General features: G+C 34.5%; 19 protein-coding genes. 13 read left to right on the plus strand and 6 right to left on the minus strand.

Going from position 1 to position 20,234, the window contains the following annotated elements; translation table 11 throughout:
* Positions 1-359 precede the first annotated feature (359 nt).
* The 5 genes from BC781_RS15200 (at position 360) to BC781_RS15220 (ending at position 6,425) form a co-directional block, all read left to right on the plus strand.
* A complete protein-coding gene (locus BC781_RS15200) occupies positions 360-1,691 on the plus strand; it encodes an ammonium transporter (protein WP_109619244.1) in 1,332 nt (443 codons plus the stop codon).
* Positions 1,692-1,888: 197 nt separating this feature from the next.
* Complete coding sequence (locus BC781_RS15205) at positions 1,889-4,033, plus strand: glutamine synthetase III family protein (RefSeq protein WP_109619246.1); 2,145 nt, start codon at positions 1,889-1,891, stop codon at positions 4,031-4,033.
* Between the two features lie 178 nt (positions 4,034-4,211).
* Complete coding sequence (locus BC781_RS15210) at positions 4,212-4,709, plus strand: regulatory protein RecX (protein WP_109619248.1); 498 nt, start codon at positions 4,212-4,214, stop codon at positions 4,707-4,709.
* 59 nt (positions 4,710-4,768) lie between these two features.
* On the plus strand, positions 4,769-6,010 hold the full coding sequence (locus BC781_RS15215; protein WP_109619250.1) for a tol-pal system protein YbgF: 1,242 nt from the start codon (positions 4,769-4,771) through the stop codon (positions 6,008-6,010).
* Between the two features lie 100 nt (positions 6,011-6,110).
* The gene (locus tag BC781_RS15220; protein WP_109619251.1) at positions 6,111-6,425 is read left to right on the plus strand and encodes a DUF4834 family protein; all 315 of its coding nucleotides are present in this window, start codon (positions 6,111-6,113) and stop codon (positions 6,423-6,425) included.
* A gap of 53 nt (positions 6,426-6,478) precedes the next feature.
* Here BC781_RS15220 and kdsB read toward each other — a convergent pair whose 3' ends face one another.
* The 4 genes from kdsB to bcp form a co-directional block, all read right to left on the minus strand.
* Positions 6,479-7,222, minus strand: a complete 744-nt coding sequence (kdsB, locus tag BC781_RS15225) for a 3-deoxy-manno-octulosonate cytidylyltransferase (RefSeq protein ID WP_109619252.1) — start codon at positions 7,220-7,222, stop codon at positions 6,479-6,481.
* 21 nt (positions 7,223-7,243) lie between these two features.
* A complete protein-coding gene (locus BC781_RS15230) occupies positions 7,244-8,245 on the minus strand; it encodes an ABC transporter ATP-binding protein (RefSeq protein WP_109619254.1) in 1,002 nt (333 codons plus the stop codon).
* A gap of 70 nt (positions 8,246-8,315) precedes the next feature.
* Positions 8,316-9,179, minus strand: coding sequence for a transketolase (locus tag BC781_RS15235; protein ID WP_109619256.1), 864 nt, complete (start codon positions 9,177-9,179; stop codon positions 8,316-8,318).
* 57 nt (positions 9,180-9,236) lie between these two features.
* Positions 9,237-9,686 (minus strand): thioredoxin-dependent thiol peroxidase, encoded by a 450-nt coding sequence (bcp, locus tag BC781_RS15240; RefSeq protein ID WP_109619258.1) that lies wholly within the window; start codon positions 9,684-9,686, stop codon positions 9,237-9,239.
* 137 nt (positions 9,687-9,823) lie between these two features.
* Between bcp and BC781_RS15245 the strand changes: the two genes are divergently transcribed.
* The 6 genes from BC781_RS15245 (at position 9,824) to BC781_RS15270 (ending at position 16,120) form a co-directional block, all read left to right on the plus strand.
* Entirely contained in the window at positions 9,824-10,948 is a 1,125-nt protein-coding gene (locus tag BC781_RS15245; RefSeq protein WP_109619261.1) for a glycosyltransferase, read from the plus strand.
* Position 10,949: 1 nt separating this feature from the next.
* Positions 10,950-11,201 (plus strand): transporter, encoded by a 252-nt coding sequence (locus BC781_RS15250; RefSeq protein ID WP_109619262.1) that lies wholly within the window; start codon positions 10,950-10,952, stop codon positions 11,199-11,201.
* Between the two features lie 21 nt (positions 11,202-11,222).
* A complete protein-coding gene (locus BC781_RS25745; RefSeq protein ID WP_109619264.1) occupies positions 11,223-12,482 on the plus strand; it encodes an ABC transporter permease in 1,260 nt (419 codons plus the stop codon).
* A 32-nt stretch (positions 12,483-12,514) separates the two neighbouring features.
* The gene (locus BC781_RS15260; protein ID WP_109619266.1) at positions 12,515-13,729 is read left to right on the plus strand and encodes a PP2C family protein-serine/threonine phosphatase; all 1,215 of its coding nucleotides are present in this window, start codon (positions 12,515-12,517) and stop codon (positions 13,727-13,729) included.
* A 93-nt stretch (positions 13,730-13,822) separates the two neighbouring features.
* Positions 13,823-15,172 (plus strand): NADP-specific glutamate dehydrogenase, encoded by a 1,350-nt coding sequence (gene gdhA / locus BC781_RS15265; protein WP_109619268.1) that lies wholly within the window; start codon positions 13,823-13,825, stop codon positions 15,170-15,172.
* 90 nt (positions 15,173-15,262) lie between these two features.
* On the plus strand, positions 15,263-16,120 hold the full coding sequence (locus BC781_RS15270; protein ID WP_109619270.1) for a hydroxymethylglutaryl-CoA lyase: 858 nt from the start codon (positions 15,263-15,265) through the stop codon (positions 16,118-16,120).
* Here BC781_RS15270 and BC781_RS15275 read toward each other — a convergent pair.
* Both BC781_RS15275 and BC781_RS15280 read right to left on the minus strand, forming a co-directional pair.
* Positions 16,110-16,727, minus strand: a complete 618-nt coding sequence (locus BC781_RS15275; RefSeq protein WP_109619271.1) for a 4'-phosphopantetheinyl transferase family protein — start codon at positions 16,725-16,727, stop codon at positions 16,110-16,112. The genes BC781_RS15270 and BC781_RS15275 overlap by 11 nt on opposite strands.
* Complete coding sequence (locus BC781_RS15280) at positions 16,727-17,650, minus strand: diacylglycerol/lipid kinase family protein (RefSeq protein WP_109619273.1); 924 nt, start codon at positions 17,648-17,650, stop codon at positions 16,727-16,729. Before BC781_RS15280 ends, BC781_RS15275 begins: the two co-directional genes overlap by 1 nt.
* Positions 17,651-17,991: 341 nt before the next feature.
* Between BC781_RS15280 and BC781_RS15285 the strand changes: the two genes are divergently transcribed.
* A complete protein-coding gene (locus tag BC781_RS15285) occupies positions 17,992-19,377 on the plus strand; it encodes a peptide MFS transporter (protein ID WP_109619276.1) in 1,386 nt (461 codons plus the stop codon).
* Positions 19,378-19,444: 67 nt separating this feature from the next.
* Positions 19,445-20,107 carry a nitroreductase family protein gene (locus BC781_RS15290; protein WP_109619278.1) on the plus strand — a complete coding sequence of 221 codons (663 nt, stop codon included), beginning with the start codon at positions 19,445-19,447 and terminating at the stop codon, positions 20,105-20,107.
* Positions 20,108-20,234 lie beyond the last annotated feature (127 nt).

Below are 20,234 nucleotides of genomic sequence, written 5' to 3' on the forward strand. Positions count from 1 at the left end.
CTTTTTTATTAGGAAATATTTAAAAACATAATAAAATCATTGACATAGGTTTGAAATAGAGTGGTTAGTCTCTAAAAAAATGAATTAAAAATCAAAAGTAGGGTTAAAATTTACCCTAAAAGATTAAAAAGTAATTACTAAAAAATATTATTAAGTCATTTTTATACCCATAATTTTGATTTATGATAAAAATAAGATAATATTGAAACGTATTTAAGGTTAATCAATAAATATTAAGCAATTCTAATGAAAGAAGCGTAAATGTTTCACTTATTATAATTTTTTTATATTCTGATTATCAATTTTGAAATACACAACTATCAAGAACTCTATCATACTGCATCAAAATCAATTTAGAAATGAATTCTTTATTACTAACAGTCATTGAATCAACTAATACTTTAGCTTCTGAAGCAACAGTTGCCAATTTGGAAGCAACTGTTACTGCAATGAACCAACAAATGCAATCTATTTCACTTACATCTCACAATGTATGGATGATGGTCTCGACGGCATTGGTGTTTATTATGCACTTAGGTTTTGCAGGAGTTGAAGCAGGTTTTACTCAAGCTAAAAACACAGTAAACATTCTTTTTAAGAATACACTAACTCCAGCAGTAGGTTTATTGACTTACGGTTTTATTGGATTCAACTTGATGTATCCTACAGTAGAAGGGAATGGATTTTTTACTTGGTCAGGTTTCGGAATTGGTCTTGGAGCCGATTATATAGCTGAAACTTACGCGGATGGCCATTATACATATTGGACAGACTTTTTATTCCAAGGGATGTTCGCAGCAACTGCTGCAACTATTGTCTCTGGAGCTGTCGCGGAAAGAATTAGAATAAGCGGATACTTTATTTTTACACTACTTTTTGTTGGTTTAGTTTATCCTATAACTGGTATGTGGCACTGGGGTGCTGGTTTCCTTTCTCAAATGGAAACACCATTCGTAGACTTTGCAGGCTCAACTTTGGTTCACTCAGTTGGTGGATGGGGCGCACTAGCAGGTATTATCGTGCTGGGACCGAGAATTGGTAAATATGTAGATGGTAAAGTAATTGGTAAACCAGGTTCAAGTGTACCATTAGCAACTATCGGAGTATTCCTTTTGTGGTTAGGTTGGTTCGGATTTAATGGCGGATCAGTATTGTCTGCTAATCCGGATGCTGTTTCTTTGGTGTTAGTTACAACATCAATGGCTGGTGCAGCTGGTGCAATCGGAGGATATCTTTCAGGGTATTTTGCTTTGAAAAGACTTGATCTGGGGATGGTTTTGAATGGTATTCTTGCTGGTCTAGTAGGTGTTACCGCTGGAGCTGATATCATGAGTCCTGCAGAATCTGTAGTTATCGGATTTATTTGTGGTAATGTAGTGGTATTTGCTTCAATAGGAATGGATAAGTTAAGATTAGATGACTGTGTGGGAGCAGTACCTGTACACTTGGTTTGTGGAACACTAGGAACCCTTGCTTGTGGTGTGTTAGGTCAAAAGGCTGGTATTGATCAGTTTATCTCTCAGTTAATTGGTGTAGGGTGTTACGGTTTTGTAGCATTTACTTCAGCATTCATCATCTTTAAAGTAATAGATAAAACACGTGGTCTAAGAGTTTCTCCAGAACATGAAAAAACTGGACTTGACAGACACGAACATGGTATGCGTGGTTACACATTGACATACGACGAATAAGATATTGAGGTAGACTACTCTCATCCTGCGGATATGCCTCTTAAGAAATCAAACTTAATGTTACTTGATTAGGTGCAGCGATGAGAAGAAGGGAGACCGATTAGTCACGGTCTTCCCTTACTTCAAAATTTTATCTTTAGACTAGCTCATAATACACTTAAACATATACATACTTTTTAACACCTAAACAAGTACTAATGACTAATTTAAGACTTAATGCGATTGAGGTATCTCAACAGAGAAGTAAAGAAAAACTTACTTCTAAGAAGTATTCAGAGTTTTTCGGAGAGAACTCATTCGGTCTTTCAGACATGAAACAAACTCTTGCACCTGCTATTTATGAAAAGGTAGTAGCTGCTATTGAGAATGGAGAAAAAGTAAGTCAAGAAACTGCAGAGGCTGTCGCTGCTGTATTGAAGCAATGGGCATTGGATAAAGGTGCTACTCACTGTACACACTGGTTTCAACCTTTGACAGGTTCTGCTGCAGAGAAGCATGATTCATTCTTCGATGCTCACAAAGGTATTGAAAAATTCTCTGGTGAAACTCTTCTTCAACAAGAGCCAGACGCATCTTCTTTCCCTAACGGTGGTATCAGATCTACTAACATGGCAAGAGGATATACTGTATGGGATCCTTCATCTCCAGCATTTATCGTAGATGAAACTCTTTGTATTCCTACAGTATTCGTTTCATACACTGGTGAAACTCTTGACTACAAAGCACCTCTTTTGAAAACAGTAGATGCAGTATCTAACGCTGCTGCTGATGTTGCTAAATATTTTGATGAAAATGTAACTAAAGTATCTGCTTCATTGGGTTGTGAGCAAGAATACTTTGTAATTGATAAAGCATTCTATGCTGCTCGTCCTGACTTGTACATGACAGGTAGAACTCTATTTGGTGCTAAGCCTCCAAAAGGACAGCAGTTAGATGATCACTACTTCGGTTCTATTGCTCCAAGAGTATTCGAATTCATGAAAGATTTCGAAGCTAGAGCTTTAGCATTGGGTATTCCAGTAAGTACTCGTCACAACGAGGTAGCTCCTGGTCAGTTCGAGGTAGCTCCTGTATACGAAGAAATCAACGTAGGTGTAGACCACAACTTGTTGATGATGGACGTAATGCAGAAATGTGCAGATGAGCATGATTTGAAAGTTCTTCTTCACGAAAAGCCATTCGCAGGATTGAACGGTTCAGGTAAGCACAACAACTGGTCTTTGATTACTGATACTGGTCGTAACCTATTCAAACCAGAGAACAGCTTGTATTTCTTGACTTTCTTGGTGAATACTTTGAAAGCAGTACACAACAGAGCTGATGTTTTGAGAGCTTCTATTGCATCTGTTGGTAATGATCACAGACTTGGAGCAAACGAAGCACCTCCAGCAATTATCTCTGTATTCTTAGGTTCAACTTTGACAGCATTTTTGGATGAAGTAGAAGCTACAGGTATCATTAGCTTGGATGATTCAGATTCTACTTACGTTGATTTGGGTATCAACAAGATTCCAGCAATGAAGTTGGATAACACTGACCGTAACAGAACTTCTCCATTCGCATTTACTGGTAATAAATTCGAATTTAGAGCTGTAGGTTCAACAGCTAACTGTGGTACTCCAATGACTGTATTGAATACAATCATGGCTGAGCAATTGCAAAACTTCAAAACGGAGGTTGATGCATTGATCGCTCAGGGTGCTGACAAAGAAGCTGCTATCAAAGATGTATTGGTAAGATACATTACTGAAACTAAAGCTATCCGTTTCGAAGGTGACGGTTACTCGCAAGAGTGGGTTGAAGAGGCTGAAAGAAGAGGTCTTTCAAACGTTAAAGATACTCCTAATGCATTAGACTTCTTCGTGACTCCTGAGTCAATCGAGATGTTTAGCAAAATGGGAATCTTCTCAGAAAAAGAAATCGTTGCAAGACACGATGTATGGAGCGAAATCTACGCTACTAAGTTGACTATTGAGACTGAAGTAATGAATGAGATCGCGATTAACAAAGTGATTCCTGCAGCTGCAAGATATATGAAACAACTTTCAGATACAGCAAAAGGTATGAAGGAAGTAGGTGTAGATGCTAGCGGTATCGTAACTACTATCACTGAGCTTTCTGCTGCTGTAACGCAAGTTAAAGATCACGCAACAGCTATGGCTGCTGAATTAGAAAACGTTCTTGCTATTGAGGATGTTTCTGAGCAAGCTAAAGCATTGTGTAAAAATGTTAAAGGATTGCACCATGATGCAATTCGTGAGGCTGTTGATAAACTTGAGTTGTTAGTAGACGACGCAGAGTGGCCTCTACCAAAGTACAGTGAAATGTTGTTCCTTAAATAAAACTAGTTTTTCATTGTGTTGATGCGCTAACAAAGGCGGTCCTTCTTAAGGACCGCTTTTTTCTTTTATACCTATCAAGCCAATAGAATCATTTATTCATAGTATATTGTGCTATTGTATTTAAAAACAAACTTGTGTTTTATCTGGTAATTGAGACGAATAGGAAATAAGAAAAGTGATGTATCAGAAATATCAGAGAGAATATAGTTATAAAGAGTTACTACATAAAGCAGCTTCATATAGCGCATACCAAGATCGGTCTGTTTTTGATGTAGAACAGAAGTTGAAAACATGGAATGCTTCTGAAGATGATATCAATAAAATATTAGATAAGCTTATCTCAGAAAAATATCTGGATGAAGAGCGTTTTGCCCTATCTTTTGCAAGAGGTAAATTGAAAGGAAATAAATGGGGGAAAAGAAAAATTTCGATTGCACTTCAACAGAAAAAGATAGGAAAAACGATTATTCAAAAAGCACTTAGTTCTTTGGATGCTGAGTTATATTGGGATATTTTAATTAAAGTATCTGAACAAAAGTGGAATTCATTAGCTAAAGAGAAAGATGAACGAGTAAAAAAGTATAAATTACTTCAATTTTTGCTTGGGAGGGGATTTGAATCTGATTTAAATCAGGAAGCTTATTTACATCTTTTAAATACGAATAATGATGAATAAGTTAAATCAATAATTATTTCGCCCTGTTTAATAAATGCATCATAAACCAATAGAAAAATATGAGTTGGAAATCGAAGTTAGGTCTATTCTTTTGGATTTTGACTTTTTCTTATTTTACATCCTTAAATGTGTCTGCACAAATTTCAAGATTACCAAAACTTGAAGATGTAGATATGTTAATCTCTAATATGAATGTTCAGATAGAGATTAATTCAGGGATAGATTATATGTACAACTTCGACTTTGCTTTGGCTGAAGGGCAGTTTAAATGGCTTAAATCACATTATCCAGAACACCCATTACCTCATTTTTTAATGGGTTTGAGTAATTGGTGGAAATTAATGCCCAATATAGAAGATCAAACATATGATAAAGAGCTGCTGAATTATATGGATGCTTCTATTAAATATTCAGAGAGGATATTAAAAAAGGATAAAGAAAATCCTGAAGCAATTTTTTTCTTAGCTGCTTCATGGGGCTTTAAAGGAAGGCTTTACTCTGAGCGTAAGATGTGGACGAAAGCTGCTGCTGCAGGTAATAAAGCATTGGACTATGTGGAGAAAGCTAAAAAGCTGAAGTCTGGAGATAATAATATTGAACTATTATTTGGTGATGCTCTTTTCAATTATTTTGCTCCTTGGATTCGAGATAATTACCCAATGCTAAAACCAATTATGTGGTTTTTTGATGACGGTAATATGGAACTTGGTTTGGAGCAAATGGAAAAAGTTGGACGTGAAGCTTTCTATACCCGAATTGAGGCAATGTATTTCTTAATGAGAATTCATTCTGCTGGGGATGAATTGTCAGATATGAAAAGGGCCGTTCAACTTTCGGAGTATTTACATAATAAATATCCTAATAACCCTTATTTCCATAGGTACTATGCTCGTATGCTATATATGACAGGGAAGTTTTCAAGACTAGAACCGGTTTGTTTAGATATCATCGAGAGAATAGACAATAATCAAGTAGGTTACGAAGCTATAAGCGGACGATATGCTAGTTTTTACCTTGGTTCGGTTTATCAAGGTAGGTTGTGGAATCCAACAAAAGCAAAATACTTCTATCAGAGAGCGATAGATTTTTCAAAAGAAATAAAAGCTATGGACTCTGGGTATTGTTTACATTCTGCTGCAGCTTTAGGTAAAATGTATATCAAAGAAAATAAATTTGATATGGCAGAGCCTTATTTCAAACTAATTAAAGAAAATGCTTCGAAGAAACATTCTACCTATAAAGCATACAAAAGCTTTAAAAAGGATTACAAGAAGTGGAAAAGAAATGAGGCTAATAGTTAAGAGTCTGCAAATCTTTGTAAAACATGAAGATTTTTAGAAACTCTTTCTTAGTTAAAACCGTATTATTGTTTACTAGCAAAGAAAAAGTAAAAAGATATATATGTTATTGAAAGTACTTTTATTCTGTATAATTGGATTTTATGTATTCGCTCGTTTCTCAGGATATATTTTCCGTTTTATTTATAGAATGTTTGGAGATAAGATCATAGCAAAACTTCAAAGAGAGTTTGCTAAGAATCAAAATTTCCAGAATCATTATTACCAACAAACAGGTTCTGATAATCGTAATGCGAATAAGAACGAAGGAGATATAACTATTACTTATGATCACCCAAAATCTGATGACCGTGTAAAAAAATATACATGGGACTCGAAAAAAGATCGAGGTGATTACGTGAGTTTTGAAGATGTTTAATAAAATATAAGCTTAAAAAAAGAGTGTTTCAGTTAAATCTGAAACACTCTTTTTTATTTGTCGAGCATTTTTCTTGCTTTCTCTAAATCTTCAGGGGTGTCAATCCCAATATTTTCGTGTTTTGTAAATCCAACTCTGATAGAATACCCATTTTCTAACCATCTCAATTGCTCCAAGGATTCTACTTTTTCTAAATCAGAAGGACTTAGTGTAGTTATTTCTTCTAATACTTTAGCTCTATACCCATAAATACCTAGGTGTTTAAAATAATCATGTTTTTCTATCCATTCGTTTTTCTCAGTTGTATTACGTTGAAATGGGATAGGAGAGCGGCTAAAGTACAGTGCTTTTTGTTGGTTATCCAAAACAACTTTCACTGCATTTGGATCAAATAGCGTTTCGGATGATTTAATCTTAACAGCTAATGTAGCAATATCAGTCCCATCTTGTTCTAAAAGGTTTGCTAGTAGATCAATCTCATTTGGGTCAATGAAAGGTTCGTCACCTTGAATATTGATGATATAGTCGAAATCTAATTTTGTGTTGATTAGAGCTTCGTAACATCTATCCGTACCACTCTGATGATTTTCATTTGTCATCACAACCTCACCTCCGAAGTCAATAACATGTTGAAAAATTTCTTGATGGTCAGTTGCTACTACAACATGGTCTAAGGTCTTAGCTTTTTTAGCTTGTTCATAAACTCTCTGTAAAACACTTTTCCCCTTTAAGTCGGCAAGTGGTTTTGCTGGGAATCTTGTAGATGCATATCTAGCTGGAATGATACCTAGTTTCATATAGAGGTTTGATTAAATTGTTTAGTCGATGCTTACTTCTTTCAAATTTTGTTCTGGAATTCGAACATATATTTTTTCTTGTTTCATTTCTATTTCATTTTTCAAATCGATGACTGATAATTTAATGTCAGCTTTTAATAAATGATGGATAGAATAAAGTCCAAGATAATCTGTTCTGATTAGTTTTGTCTCTTCAAATCCTTCCTTTTGAATAGGAGAATATTCAATTTCTTCCGCTCTGACCGCGTAATAGCCTCCATCTTTATTGATTAGACTAGATTCTTTAGCCGAGAGAATATTCGTATAACCAAAGAATTGAGCTGTATAGCTGTGTTTAGGGTAATCGTATAATTCTTTTGGTCTTCCAACTTGAAGAATTTCTCCTTCTCTAATCATCGCAATTTTATCAGCCAAAATCATTGCTTCATCTACATGATGAGTAACAAAAATGACGGTTGTATTAGTTTTGCTAAAGATCTCTTTGAAGGCATTTAGAAAATCATGTTTAAGAAGAGGGTCAAGATTGGAGAATGGTTCATCAAAAAGTAATAAACTAGGTTCATTGGCAAGAGCACATGCAATAGCTACTCTTTGTTTTTCTCCCCCAGAAAGTTGATATGGCAATTTATCTTTCTTATCCTCTAATCCACAAAGAGCAAGCAATTCTTTTATCCTGTATTCTTGATACTCTTTACTCGTTCTTCTAAGAGGATATTTTAGGTTTTCAATGATGTTTGAATTTGGGAATAAAGCATAATCTTGATGAACAAGAGCAATGTCACTATTCCCTGCTACAAGTTTTTTAGTTGGGTCAATTACTTCTTTCCCATCTAATAAAATATTTCCCTTACTTCTCGCTAACAGACCTGAAAGGCTTTTAAGTAGCGTAGTTTTTCCACTACCGCTTGCTCCTAAGATAGCCAATATTTCACCTTTGTTCATCGATAAATCAATATCCTTGATAATGATATTATCGGAGTTTTTAGCTTTTACTTGAAGGTTTGAAACTTGTAAATAACTCATCTAAATTAATCCATTAAAAAAGGTGCGGCTTATAGCCACACCTTTAATTAAAACGTATTTTTATTGATGATTAATAATCACCTAGAGTCTCTTCCAATTGAGATAAAGCATTTTCAAGTTGCTCATCATTTGGAGCTACACCATGCCATTTGTGAGTACCAACCATAAAGTCGATTGGATGTCCCATATCAGTCTTCATGATTACTGCAACTGGCTTACCGTTACCTCTTGAAGCTTTAGCTTTTGTGATACACTCGTCTAGAGCTAGCATGTCATTGCCGTCAACGTGCATTACTTCCCAACCAAATGCTTCGTATTTTTTACCCAAATCAAGAAGGTCACATACTTCTTCAGTAGTACCATCAATCTGAGCATTGTTGTAGTCGATAAATGCAATCAAGTTATCAAGTTTGTTGTGTGGAGCGTACATTGCTGCTTCCCAAACTTGACCTTCTTGTTGCTCACCATCACCCATTAGACAGTAAACAAATTTATCGTCATTATTCAATTTTTTAGCTTCAGCTGCACCGATAGCTACTGAAAGACCTTGTCCTAGAGAACCTGAAGCCATACGAATACCTTCTAGATGCTCATAAGGAGTTGGGTGTCCTTGCAAACGTGAATTGATCTTACGGTGAGATGCCAATTCAGAAACAGGGAAATAACCAGCTCTTGCCAAAGTACTGTAGAATACAGCAGAGATATGACCGTTAGAAAGGAAGAACAAGTCTTCGTTAATTCCGTCCATAGAAAACTCTTTGTTGTGCTCCATGTGCTTGAAGTAAAGCGCTACAAAAAGGTCTGCACAACCTAATGCTCCACCTGGGTGACCACTACCCACACCATGAACCATTCTAAGAATATCTCTTCTCACCTGACTAGCGACTTTTTGTAGTTCGCTAATTTGCGCTATCTGTTCGTTGATTTGAGTCATATTTCTACTGAAAATTATTACTGTTGAATGCTAAGTATTTCCGTTCAAACACCAAAGCTAACCAATTATTTGTTCGGCGTGTTCCTTTGTTTTAACTTTTTTAATAATTTCTTCGATTATTCCTTCTTCGTTGATCACAAAAGTAGTTCTAACCGTTCCCATATAAACTTTTCCAAAGTTCTTTTTTTCTTGCCAAGTACCATAAAGTTCATGTACTTTTTGGTCTGTATCAGCAATCAAAGGAAAAGGAAGTTCATGTTTAGCAATAAAGTTTTGATGTTTCTTTTCGCTATCTGAACTTACTCCAATTACGACATAGCCCTTTTCTAACAGTAGCTCATAATTATCTCTCAAATTACAAGCTTGGGCAGTACATCCTGGTGTATTATCCTTTGGGTAAAAATATAAAATTACTTTTTTCCCTTTGAACTCTTCTAAGCTAATCGCTTCGCCATTTTGATCTTTGGCTGTAAAAAGAGGTGCTTTTTGTCCGATTTCTAAAAGCATTTACTTTGAAATTATAGGATTACGACAAAATTCATTTTTGTTAGTAATGATCCTTACTAACTTTACACGCGCAAGTTAATTTCCTCAGAAATGATTTGAAAATTTTAAGGAAACAAAGGTTAAAAAAAGATTAACAAATGTTTTATCTGGTGGGCTGGAGCTTACTATTATGCTACATAATAGTTCTTTTAATATTTATTTTTACTTGGCACTTCACTAAAGAATATGAATCTAAAAATGTTGATTTAGGTCAAGCTTTAGCTGTCTCAGTGGTGATCCCAATCAGAAATGAGGAAGATAACATTATTCAATTATTGACTGATCTTCAGAATCAGACCTATACAAATTTTGAGGTAATCATAGTGAATGACAATTCTACGGATAGGTCTATTCAGTTGGTTGAAGAATTTAAAAAATATCATAGTTTAAAATTTACCGTATTAAATTTACCTCAGAAAGTAAGAATTTCACATAAAAAGGCAGCTATCGAATTAGCACTAAAATATGCTGTAGGAGATTGGATTCAATTGACGGATGGAGATTGTAATGTACAGCCAAAATGGTTAGAACAAATAGTGTCATTTCAGCTAGAGACGAAGGCAAAATTGATAAGTGCTGGTGTGATCTATAAAATCTACAATTTTTGGACGAAACTTCTGGCAATAGAATTTCTTAGTCCTGTAGGAGTGGGGGCAATCGGGATGTTACTGAAAAAACCAAGTATGTGCAATGGAGCAAATTTGGGTTTTCTTAAATCTATATTTTATGAAGTTGATGGATATAAAGGAAATGAAAACCTATCATCAGGTGATGATGAGTTTTTGATGCATAAGGTTGCTAAATTTTATCCTGAAAAAGTCTTTTATTTAAAATCAAAAGAAGCAATTGTAAAAACTGACTCACCTTCTTTATTCATAGATTTTGTTCATCAGAGAATTAGATGGGCTAGTAAATGGAAGAATTACGATAACTTGAATTCAATCATAGCAGGATTCTTTGTATTTTGCTTTCATCTTTACTTTGTAGTTTCGATATGCCTTTCAATAATAGGATTTGTTGATTGGGAAATTATAGTGCAAATGTTTTTACTAAGAGTATCAATCGAATCAATGTTTTTAGGAGCACTCAGTAAGGATTTTTATTTAAATAATCATACTTGGACTATTCCGATTATAGCAATATTTTATTCTTTTTATGTGATAATCATAGCTGTAGTTAGTCTAAGAGGAAAATATAGTTGGAAGGGAAGAAAAATTGGATGACATGACAGATTTAGAATTTGATGTCCTTGATGAATTGTACTTTGTCTGTTCTTATTCTCAATTGAAGGCCGCTGTAGAAGTGCAAGATGAGGATTTGAAAAATGTATTGATTGAGCTTTATTCAAAAAAATGGATAAGTTGTTATTCAGATGTCGATCAAGAAATAGATGAAAGTAAAGTAGATTTAGAAAATGAATGTGATACTTACTTATATCTTGCCACAAAAAAAGGCTTGTTTAAACATAATAGCTGATAGAACTAAACTTTTTTAACTATGCAACAAAATGATATTCCAAAGAAAACAGGTTTGAGGCGTAAGTTCAGTAATAGTGGATTTATAGCCTTGGTGCTTGTAATGTTTACTTTTTTGATAGGCTTGTTTGGTTATTTAATCATGCCTGATCCAACTCCTTTTGCAAATGATGGTATGATTGAAGTTGCAAAAAAGAGATCGGGTTTTACTGTACCAATCATAAAAGTGAGAAAGGATGTCCCTGTTGAGATGCAGAATTTTTGGGATAAATTACTTTATGGTCAAGAAAGTAACTTTGTTTCTATCCCTTATCAAGGCGAATTAATTCTCGAAAATGATTCGGTTTTTTATCAATTATATGATTCTCATGAGAAAGAAATTGGTAGCTATAAAACTAAGATATACGGCTTACCATTGATAAGAGTAGTTAAAAGCGTATATGTCGGAGAATCAGATAAACTTGGGAAGAGCATTTCACAGAATTATGTTTTTCTGAAAGAAAAGGTTGTTTACTTGGATGAGAATGAATCTAGAGCAATAATTTCTAAAGAGGAACTTGAAGCTCTTTTTTGGAAAGAAAATGTCTCAACAAAGACTTTTATTTTCGGAACAGATAAAAATGGTCGTGATATCTTGAGCCGATTAATTTATGGTGCTAGAATATCTTTCTTAGTAGGACTTATTGCTGTGATTATTTCTCTAATAGTTGGTGTTACATTAGGAGGAATTAGTGGCTATTTTGGAGGGGTATTGGATCGATTTATTTCTTGGTTTATGACTGTTATGTGGGCAATTCCTACTATTCTTTTGGTTATTGCTATTAGACTAGTATTCGATAGCTCTGAACTTTGGGTGACTTTCATAGCTGTTGGTTTGACGATGTGGGTAGAAATCGCTAGAGTTGTTAGAGGAAAAGTATTAGAGTTAAAGGAGAAGACTTATATCGAAGCAGCTCATAGTCTAGGATATTCCGACTTGAGAATTATAACTAAACATATTTTACCCAACCTAGTAGGTGTTTTAGTCGTACTAAGTGCCTCTAATTTTGCTTCTGCTATTTTGATGGAAGCGGGTTTAAGTTTCCTAGGGTTAGGAGGACCTCCTGCAATGCCATCTTGGGGGAATATGATTCGATCAGGTTTGTCTGAGTTAAGACCTAATGGCGAATGGCATCTGATATTGTATCCATCAATTTGTATCAGTTTATTGGTGCTTTCCTTTAATTTACTGGGTAATGCGATAAGAGATGTTCTTGACCCAGGAGATTTACAAGGACGATAAAATATATTTCTAAGGATAAGAAAAGAAGTGTGATGAAGGATTCTGTTGAAAATAGATTGAAGTTAAAAGAATTGGAGTTATCTGCCTTGTATGATATTACAACGGCAATTACGGCAAACGCTTCTGAAGATAATCTTTATAAAATATTCAAGTTTACGATAGCTTCTAATCCTTCAATAAATAATCTATTACTTTTTGTCAGAGAGAGTTCTGATTGGGTATGTAAAGTATCGTATGGGGTTTCAAAAGTCTCACAAGAGTGGATATTATTGGATGAATTGAAAGGGATATCCTCTGCTGCTACTTTAGATGAAGAACTTTCAAATAGAATGGAAGGGCTTTCAAGTATTCTTCCAATTAAACATAAAGAAGAAGTTTTAGCTTACGTCTTGCTAGGTAAAAAAGGTGGTTCTGATGTCGATTATTTTGACATGGAGTTTGTAGAAGCCTTAGCGAATATTACGATTGTAGCGATCGAGAATAAAAAATTAGCTAGAAAGGAACAGAAACAAGAACAGTATAGAAAACAGTTGGAGATAGCGAAAGATGTACAGACACTTCTTTTTCCGAAGGCATTACCAAAAGATGATGTAATGGCTATTAAGGCTAGCTATCTTCCACACCATACAATAGGTGGTGATTATTTTGACTATTTTAAACTTGATGAAGATCGATTCTTTTTAAGTATTGCGGATGTCTCTGGAAAAGGAATCCCTGCGGCTATTTTAATGTCAAATTTTCAAGGTGGATTAAGAATGTTATTAAAAAATAATCATGACTTGGAAATTTCTGTTCAAAAACTGAATGAATTGATTATTGAGAATGCCAATGGGGAGAATTTTATTACGGCATTCTTTTTTATTTATAACTTAAAAAGTAAAACTATACATTACGTAAATGCAGGACATAATCCACCTTTCCTTTTCTTACAAAATGACATGAAAAGATTAGAAACTGGAACAACAATTTTGGGCGGATTTAACCAGTTACCATTCTTGCAAGTAGGTGAAATATCGAATGTAGATGATTTCTTCCTTTTCTGTTTTACAGATGGTTTTACTGAAACATATAATGATTTAGAGGAAGAATTTGGAGAGACTCAACTTGGTGAGTTCTTAGAAGTGAATAAGCACTTGAGTCATGATGATTTACATCAAACATTGATAGCACATTTGAATACATTTAAAGGCAATCAAGCCTATGCTGATGATATTACCCTGCTTTCATACAGTGTAACAACTGTATAATAAACGTTAATAATTCAATTTTGTATAAACATATATTTGCTAAAGCAGTATAAGCACATAGTATTAAAAATCACACTTAATTTTTTTTAACCAATGAGCTTTGAAAAATTAGAGCTAGAATCATTCATGACAGGTCTAGTTCGTAGAAATCCTGGACAACCTGAATTTCATCAAGCTGTTCGTGAAGTAGCTGAAAAACTAATTCCATTTATCAACGAGAATCCTAAATATTTAACATCACGTATTCTTGAACGTATGACTGAGCCAGATCGTGTGATCAGTTTTAGAGTACTTTGGGAAGATGATGAAGGAAACGTTCGTGTAAATAGAGGACATAGAGTTCAGTTTAACGGAGCAATCGGTCCATACAAAGGAGGACTTCGTTTTGATAAGTCAGTAACTTTGGGTACACTTAAATTCTTAGGCTTTGAACAAGTATTTAAGAATAGTTTGACTACACTTCCTATGGGGGGGGCTAAAGGTGGTTCAGACTTTAATCCGAAGGGTAAATCTGATCGTGAAGTAATGAGATTCTGTCATGCATTTATGACAGAACTTTACAGACATATAGGAAAAGATACTGATGTACCTGCCGGTGATATTGGTGTTGGCGCACGTGAAGTGAGTTTCCTTTTTGGTCAATACAAGCGTATTAAAAATGAATTTACGGGTGTCTTAACTGGTAAAGGATTGCAGTTTGGAGGAAGTAATGCACGTAAAGAAGCTACAGGCTTTGGAAGTGTTTATTTTGCCAAAGAAATGTTAGCTCACAGAAATGATACAATTGATGGTAAAGTAGCTGTAGTTTCTGGGTCTGGTAATGTTGCTCAGCATACAGTTGAAAAGTTGATTGATCTTGGTGCAAAAGTTGTCACAGTATCAGATAGAGGTGGTTATCTCTTAGATAATGATGGTATTAATGACGACAAGTTAAGTCATATCATGGAGCTTAAAAATGTTCAAAGAGCATCTTTAAAAGCTTATTTGGATAAATATCCAAATGCAGAATATCATGAAGATAAACGCCCTTGGGAAGTGAAATGTGATTTAGCATTTCCTTCAGCAACGCAAAATGAGTTGAGCGGCGCTGATGCACAAACTTTAGTAGATAACGGCTGTATTTTGGTTTGTGAGGGAGCAAACATGCCTACAGATATTGAAGGAATTAAAGTTTTTGAAAAGGCTCAAATCATGTTTGGTCCAGGAAAAGCTGCCAATGCCGGTGGTGTTGCTATTTCAGGTCTAGAAATGACTCAAAACTCAATGAGATTACAATGGTCATTTGAAGAAGTAGATACTCGTCTTCAAGAGATCATGGCAAAAATCCATAAGTCTTGTGTGAAGTATGGCGAAGAAGAAGGATGGGTTGATTATGTAAAAGGAGCAAACATTGGAGGTTTTGTAAAAGTTGCTGATGCAATGATTGCCTACGGAATTATCTAATCAAGTTCTTTTAAGGAATAAATTGAAAGCGTTGACTATCTCAAGTCAGCGCTTTTTTTTATCTTTAAATTGAAACCACAGACTAACTCAATGCTAAAATTAATAGAATGCCCAAGAGATGCTATGCAAGGCATCGATACCTTTATCCCTACAAATTTAAAGGTTAAATACATAAATCAGCTCCTTAAAGTTGGTTTTGACACAATAGACTTTGGTAGTTTTGTTTCTCCAAAGGCTATTCCTCAGATGCGAGATACAGAAGAAGTCTTATCAAAATTAGATAAAAGAAATACCAATCTTTTAGCTATTGTTGCTAATCAAAAAGGAGTAGATAAGGTATGTTCTTTTTCAGAGATTGATTATTTAGGATATCCCTTTTCAATATCAGAAACATTCCAGCTTCGCAATACGAATAAGTCTATTGCGGAATCGAAGGTTCTTTTAGAGCAGATAAAAGCATCTTGTGATAAATATGATAAAAAAATGGTAGTCTATCTATCGATGGGTTTTGGGAATCCTTACGGAGATGAATACTCAAACGAAATAGTAGCTAAATATACTGAATACCTAATTGAATTGGGGGTTGAAGTTATTTCACTATCAGACACAATTGGTTCTTCGGACCCTATGCAAATCATCGATTTATTTTCTGAGTTAAAATCCCTTTCTAATAAAGTTGAATTTGGAGCTCATTTACATTCAAGGGCAGATCAAATTCCTGAGAAGGTAAAAGCGTTAATCGATGCAGGCTGTAATCGAATAGATACTGCATTTGGAGGCTTAGGAGGCTGTCCAATGGCTCAAGATGACTTAGTTGGTAATTTGGCTACAGAAAGTGTTATAACAAGTTTGAAGCATTTAGGTATTGTGACGCCATTGGATATGAAAGAATTTTCAGTTGCCCAGAAAATGTACAATGAAATTTTTCCTACTAATCTTATACAGTAGCTTTAGCCAAACAAATATCATGAATCAGTTCAAATTCCACAGGAATCTTATCAGATGATTGTGGGATTTGAGCTGTCCAAGAGGACTCATGTGTTTCAAGAATTTTAATTTCATTGGTAAAATCTATATTCTTTTTACCATTCAATTTATAGAGAGCTTCTTTTGCACACCATAATTTTAAAGCATTATCATTAGTTATTGATAAGCTCTTTTGCTCTTCATTAGACATGATGCGAGGAACAACTCTAAGAAGTCTTTCAGACCATTTTTCGATATCTATGCCTATACTATCGGTCTGATGAAAAGCGACAGCTACATATTTCGAGGTATGACTAATCGCAATTTGTCCCTCAATATTTTTAAGAAATGGTTTCTGATTTTCGTCTTTGACTATCCCTTCGTAACCAAGCTGCAATTCTTGTAGTAAATTCTTTAATGCAAATCTTGCTGCTAGAGATTCAATTCTACTCTTTTTATTTTTTCGTGAGAGTACTTCAGTTTCTATTCTATTATTGAGTTGATCAATATAAAATTGCTCATCTATTTCATAACGCATGAGTCCCCAACTCAAATTACCCTTATCGACACATAGTTTCACCCATTCCATTACACGAATATTTTCAATGCGTTATTTTTAATTGAATACGTAAGATTTTCTTCTCCCCATTCAGGTTCTCCGTCTCTATGCAAGTAGATTTTGTTTTGTTTAGAGGATGTAGAGATTTTTATATTTGCTCCTCTTAACATCATCACTTGATCATATGAATTCAACGATTTACTGAAAACCTTAAACACTAAAGGAAGAATGTTTAGTTTATTAAACTTTTTAATGATGACGACATCTAATAAACCGTCAGAAATATCAGCATTAGGTGCTATATAGGCATTATTTCCAAACTGAGAAGCATTGGCAACAGATACCATATAAGCATCTACATTATAGTCTTTTCCATCTACTTCAATTTTATACTTATTGGCTTTATAATTAAAGTAGTCTTGTACACCAGTTTTAATGTAGTTAATTAGTCCTCTACCATCAGCTTCTGCAAAATGATGACTAACATAAGCATCAAAGCCAGTTCCAGAAGTACAGAAAAACTGTTTTCCATTTACAATACCAACATCAATAAATGATGTTTGTGCATTGTATAATGAATTAATAGCTTTTTGTGGATTAAGTGGAATATTTAAGTGTCTTGCCAATCCATTCCCTGAACCAATTGGAATGATGCCAAGCGGTATGTTTTGACCAATCATAGCGCTAGCTACCTCATTAATTGTTCCGTCACCTCCAACCGCGACAATCAGACTTGTTTCTCCTTCTTCGATTAATTCTTTAGCTAATGAGTAAGCGTGATCTCTTCCTTTTGTAAAAAGAATCTCAGAAGATGTATTTGGGCTATTAAACTTTTCTCGGATAAGTTCAGCTGTTCTTTTTCCTTTCCCAGAACCAGAGATAGGATTAATTATAAATTTTACGTTTGCCAATGTTTTATGGATTAAAACATCGTGTTTAGTATATAATGTCATTAAAATCTATGTCGATTAGCTGAGGATAATTTAGTTCTAATTTACAAGCAAAAATACTTTAATTAATCGTAAACTAAAATGAATTCTATGCTCATGATGAATTAACAATATATACTTTTAATCATATTCTTCAGTTTTTTTTAGAAAAATTATGAATTCAAATAAAACTTACAGCATAGAGGTAGTTATTAATGATTTCTAGGTTTTAGCCTAAAACTTATTAAAATATCAAAAAATAAAGCCTATTTCATATATTTCATTTGCTGAAATCTCATAAAAGCATTATCATTTACTTTTGTTAAAGATTGATTAACATTTTTATACTAACTATTACTTAAAATATGGAAACCACGAGTAATCAAAAACAACTTTTTGGTCATCCAATAGGGTTGTACATTCTGTTTTTTACCGAAATGTGGGAGAGGTTTAGCTATTATGGAATGAGAGCTCTTCTTGTTCTTTTTATGACAGCTCCAGTCGCAAAAGACGGTTTGGGATGGTCGCAAGGTGATGCGATATCATTGTATGGTACTTATACCATGATGGTCTATTTGATGTCTATTCCTGGAGGTATTTTAGCAGATAAATTATTAGGGCAAAAGCGTTCAGTGATGATTGGTGGACTGACGCTCGTGGCAGGTCATCTGGTGATGGCTATCCCTGAGATTTGGGCATTCTACACTGCATTAGTACTGATCGTATTGGGAGTTGGTATGTTAAAACCAAATATCTCTACAATGGTAGGAGGTTTGTACGCAAAAGGTGATCCGAACAGAGATCAAGGCTTTAATATATTCTACCTAGGTATTAATATTGGAGCTTTTGCATCAAGTATTGCAGTTGGATTGGTTGCTGAAAAATATGGATGGCATTACGGTTTTGGTTTGGCAGGGATAGGAATGCTGCTTGGCCAATTGGTGTTTATGGCAGGACAAAAACATCTTAAAGGTGTGGGTGATCTTGTTGGTGGAACAGAAAGTAAAATCTCTAAGGAAGAAGCTGAAAGACCTCTAACGAAGGTTGAGAAAGATAGAATGATTGTATTGCTGATTTCATTCTTGATTGTAATTGTCTTTTGGGGCGCATTTGAACAGGCAGGTGGATTGATGAATCTTTGGGCACAAAATAGTACTGATCGTACATTTGGTCTTTTGGGATTGGATGTGATTCCAGCGGCTTGGTTCCAATCTGTGAATGCTTTATTTATTATGATGTTTGTACTTGCTATTGGCTATTTCTGGGCAATGAGAGCAAAAAGCGGAAAAGAGACGTCTACTTTGCTTAAAATGGCTGTGGGTACAATGATCATGGGGGCAGGTTTCTTGTTCATGAGTGCTGCAGCCAAAACAGCTGATGTAAATGCAGAAGGCGGTTATATCAATTCAAGTATGACTTGGCTTGTATTAGCTTACCTTTTCCATACAATTGGAGAGTTGTGTGTATCACCAACAGCATTGTCGTTTATAACTAAGCTGTCTCCAGCTAAATATGCATCTATTATGATGGGGCTATATTTTGCTGCAACAGGCCTAGGTAATAAAGTAGCAGGATTGGTCGGTGAAGCAGCTGTTGATGGTGCAGGAGAGTTTGAGGTATTTACAGGAATTGCCATTTTTGCAATTGCATTTGGTTTATTGTTATTAGTTTTCTTTAAGAAATTGAAGAAATTAACTCATGGTGCTGAAGATGTAAAAGCTAAATCACTTGAAAAAGAGATAACAGCATAAGTTAACTTTTGTAAAGAATGAAGCTTAGCCCTATTTAAAGGGCTAAGCTTTTTTTATCTTAATATTTATGGAAAAGTTTAAATTATACGAAGCTCAAAAATATACAGAGCAAGAATCAATAGAAAAGAGTAAGTACTATTTTGAATATTCTAATCAAAGGAGATCGATTCGTGAATTTTCAGACAAACCTGTACCTAAGGAGGTTATAGAAAATATAATAAAATCAGCATCTACAGCTCCTTCTGGTGCAAATAAGCAACCATGGTTCTTTTGTGCTGTATCTAGTTCAATGATCAAGAAAGAAATAAGAAAGGCAGCAGAAGAAGAGGAGTATGAAAATTATCATGGCAGAATGTCTGATGATTGGTTAGAAGACTTGAAAAAATTTGGAACCAATGAAATAAAACCATTTTTGGAAGTAGCACCTTGGTTAATTATAGTTTTTAAGCAAGTGTATGAGCTGAATGAAGAAGGGGACAAGTCAAATAATTATTATGTAAATGAATCTGTCGGACTAGCTTCAGGTATGCTTTTGTCAGCAATTCATAATGCAGGTTTAGTATCATTGACGCATACACCTAGCCCTATGAATTTTCTTCAAAAAATATTGGATAGACCCAAAAATGAGAAGCCATTTTTATTGATTCCAGTTGGCTATCCTGCCAATGGTGTCGAGGTTCCAGATATTGAACGTAAGTCTCTAGAATCTATCTCTAAATTCTTTGAGTAAAATATTTTATTCCAGTGTAAAAACTGGATTATACTTAAATTTAACATTATGCGAAATGAAATAAATTTAATAAATACTAATACAAAAATTCTTACAAGGGTATCTTTTGTTTATTCAAATAGTACAT

It is taken from the genome of Sediminitomix flava (genome assembly GCF_003149185.1).
Taxonomy (GTDB): domain Bacteria; phylum Bacteroidota; class Bacteroidia; order Cytophagales; family Flammeovirgaceae; genus Sediminitomix; species Sediminitomix flava.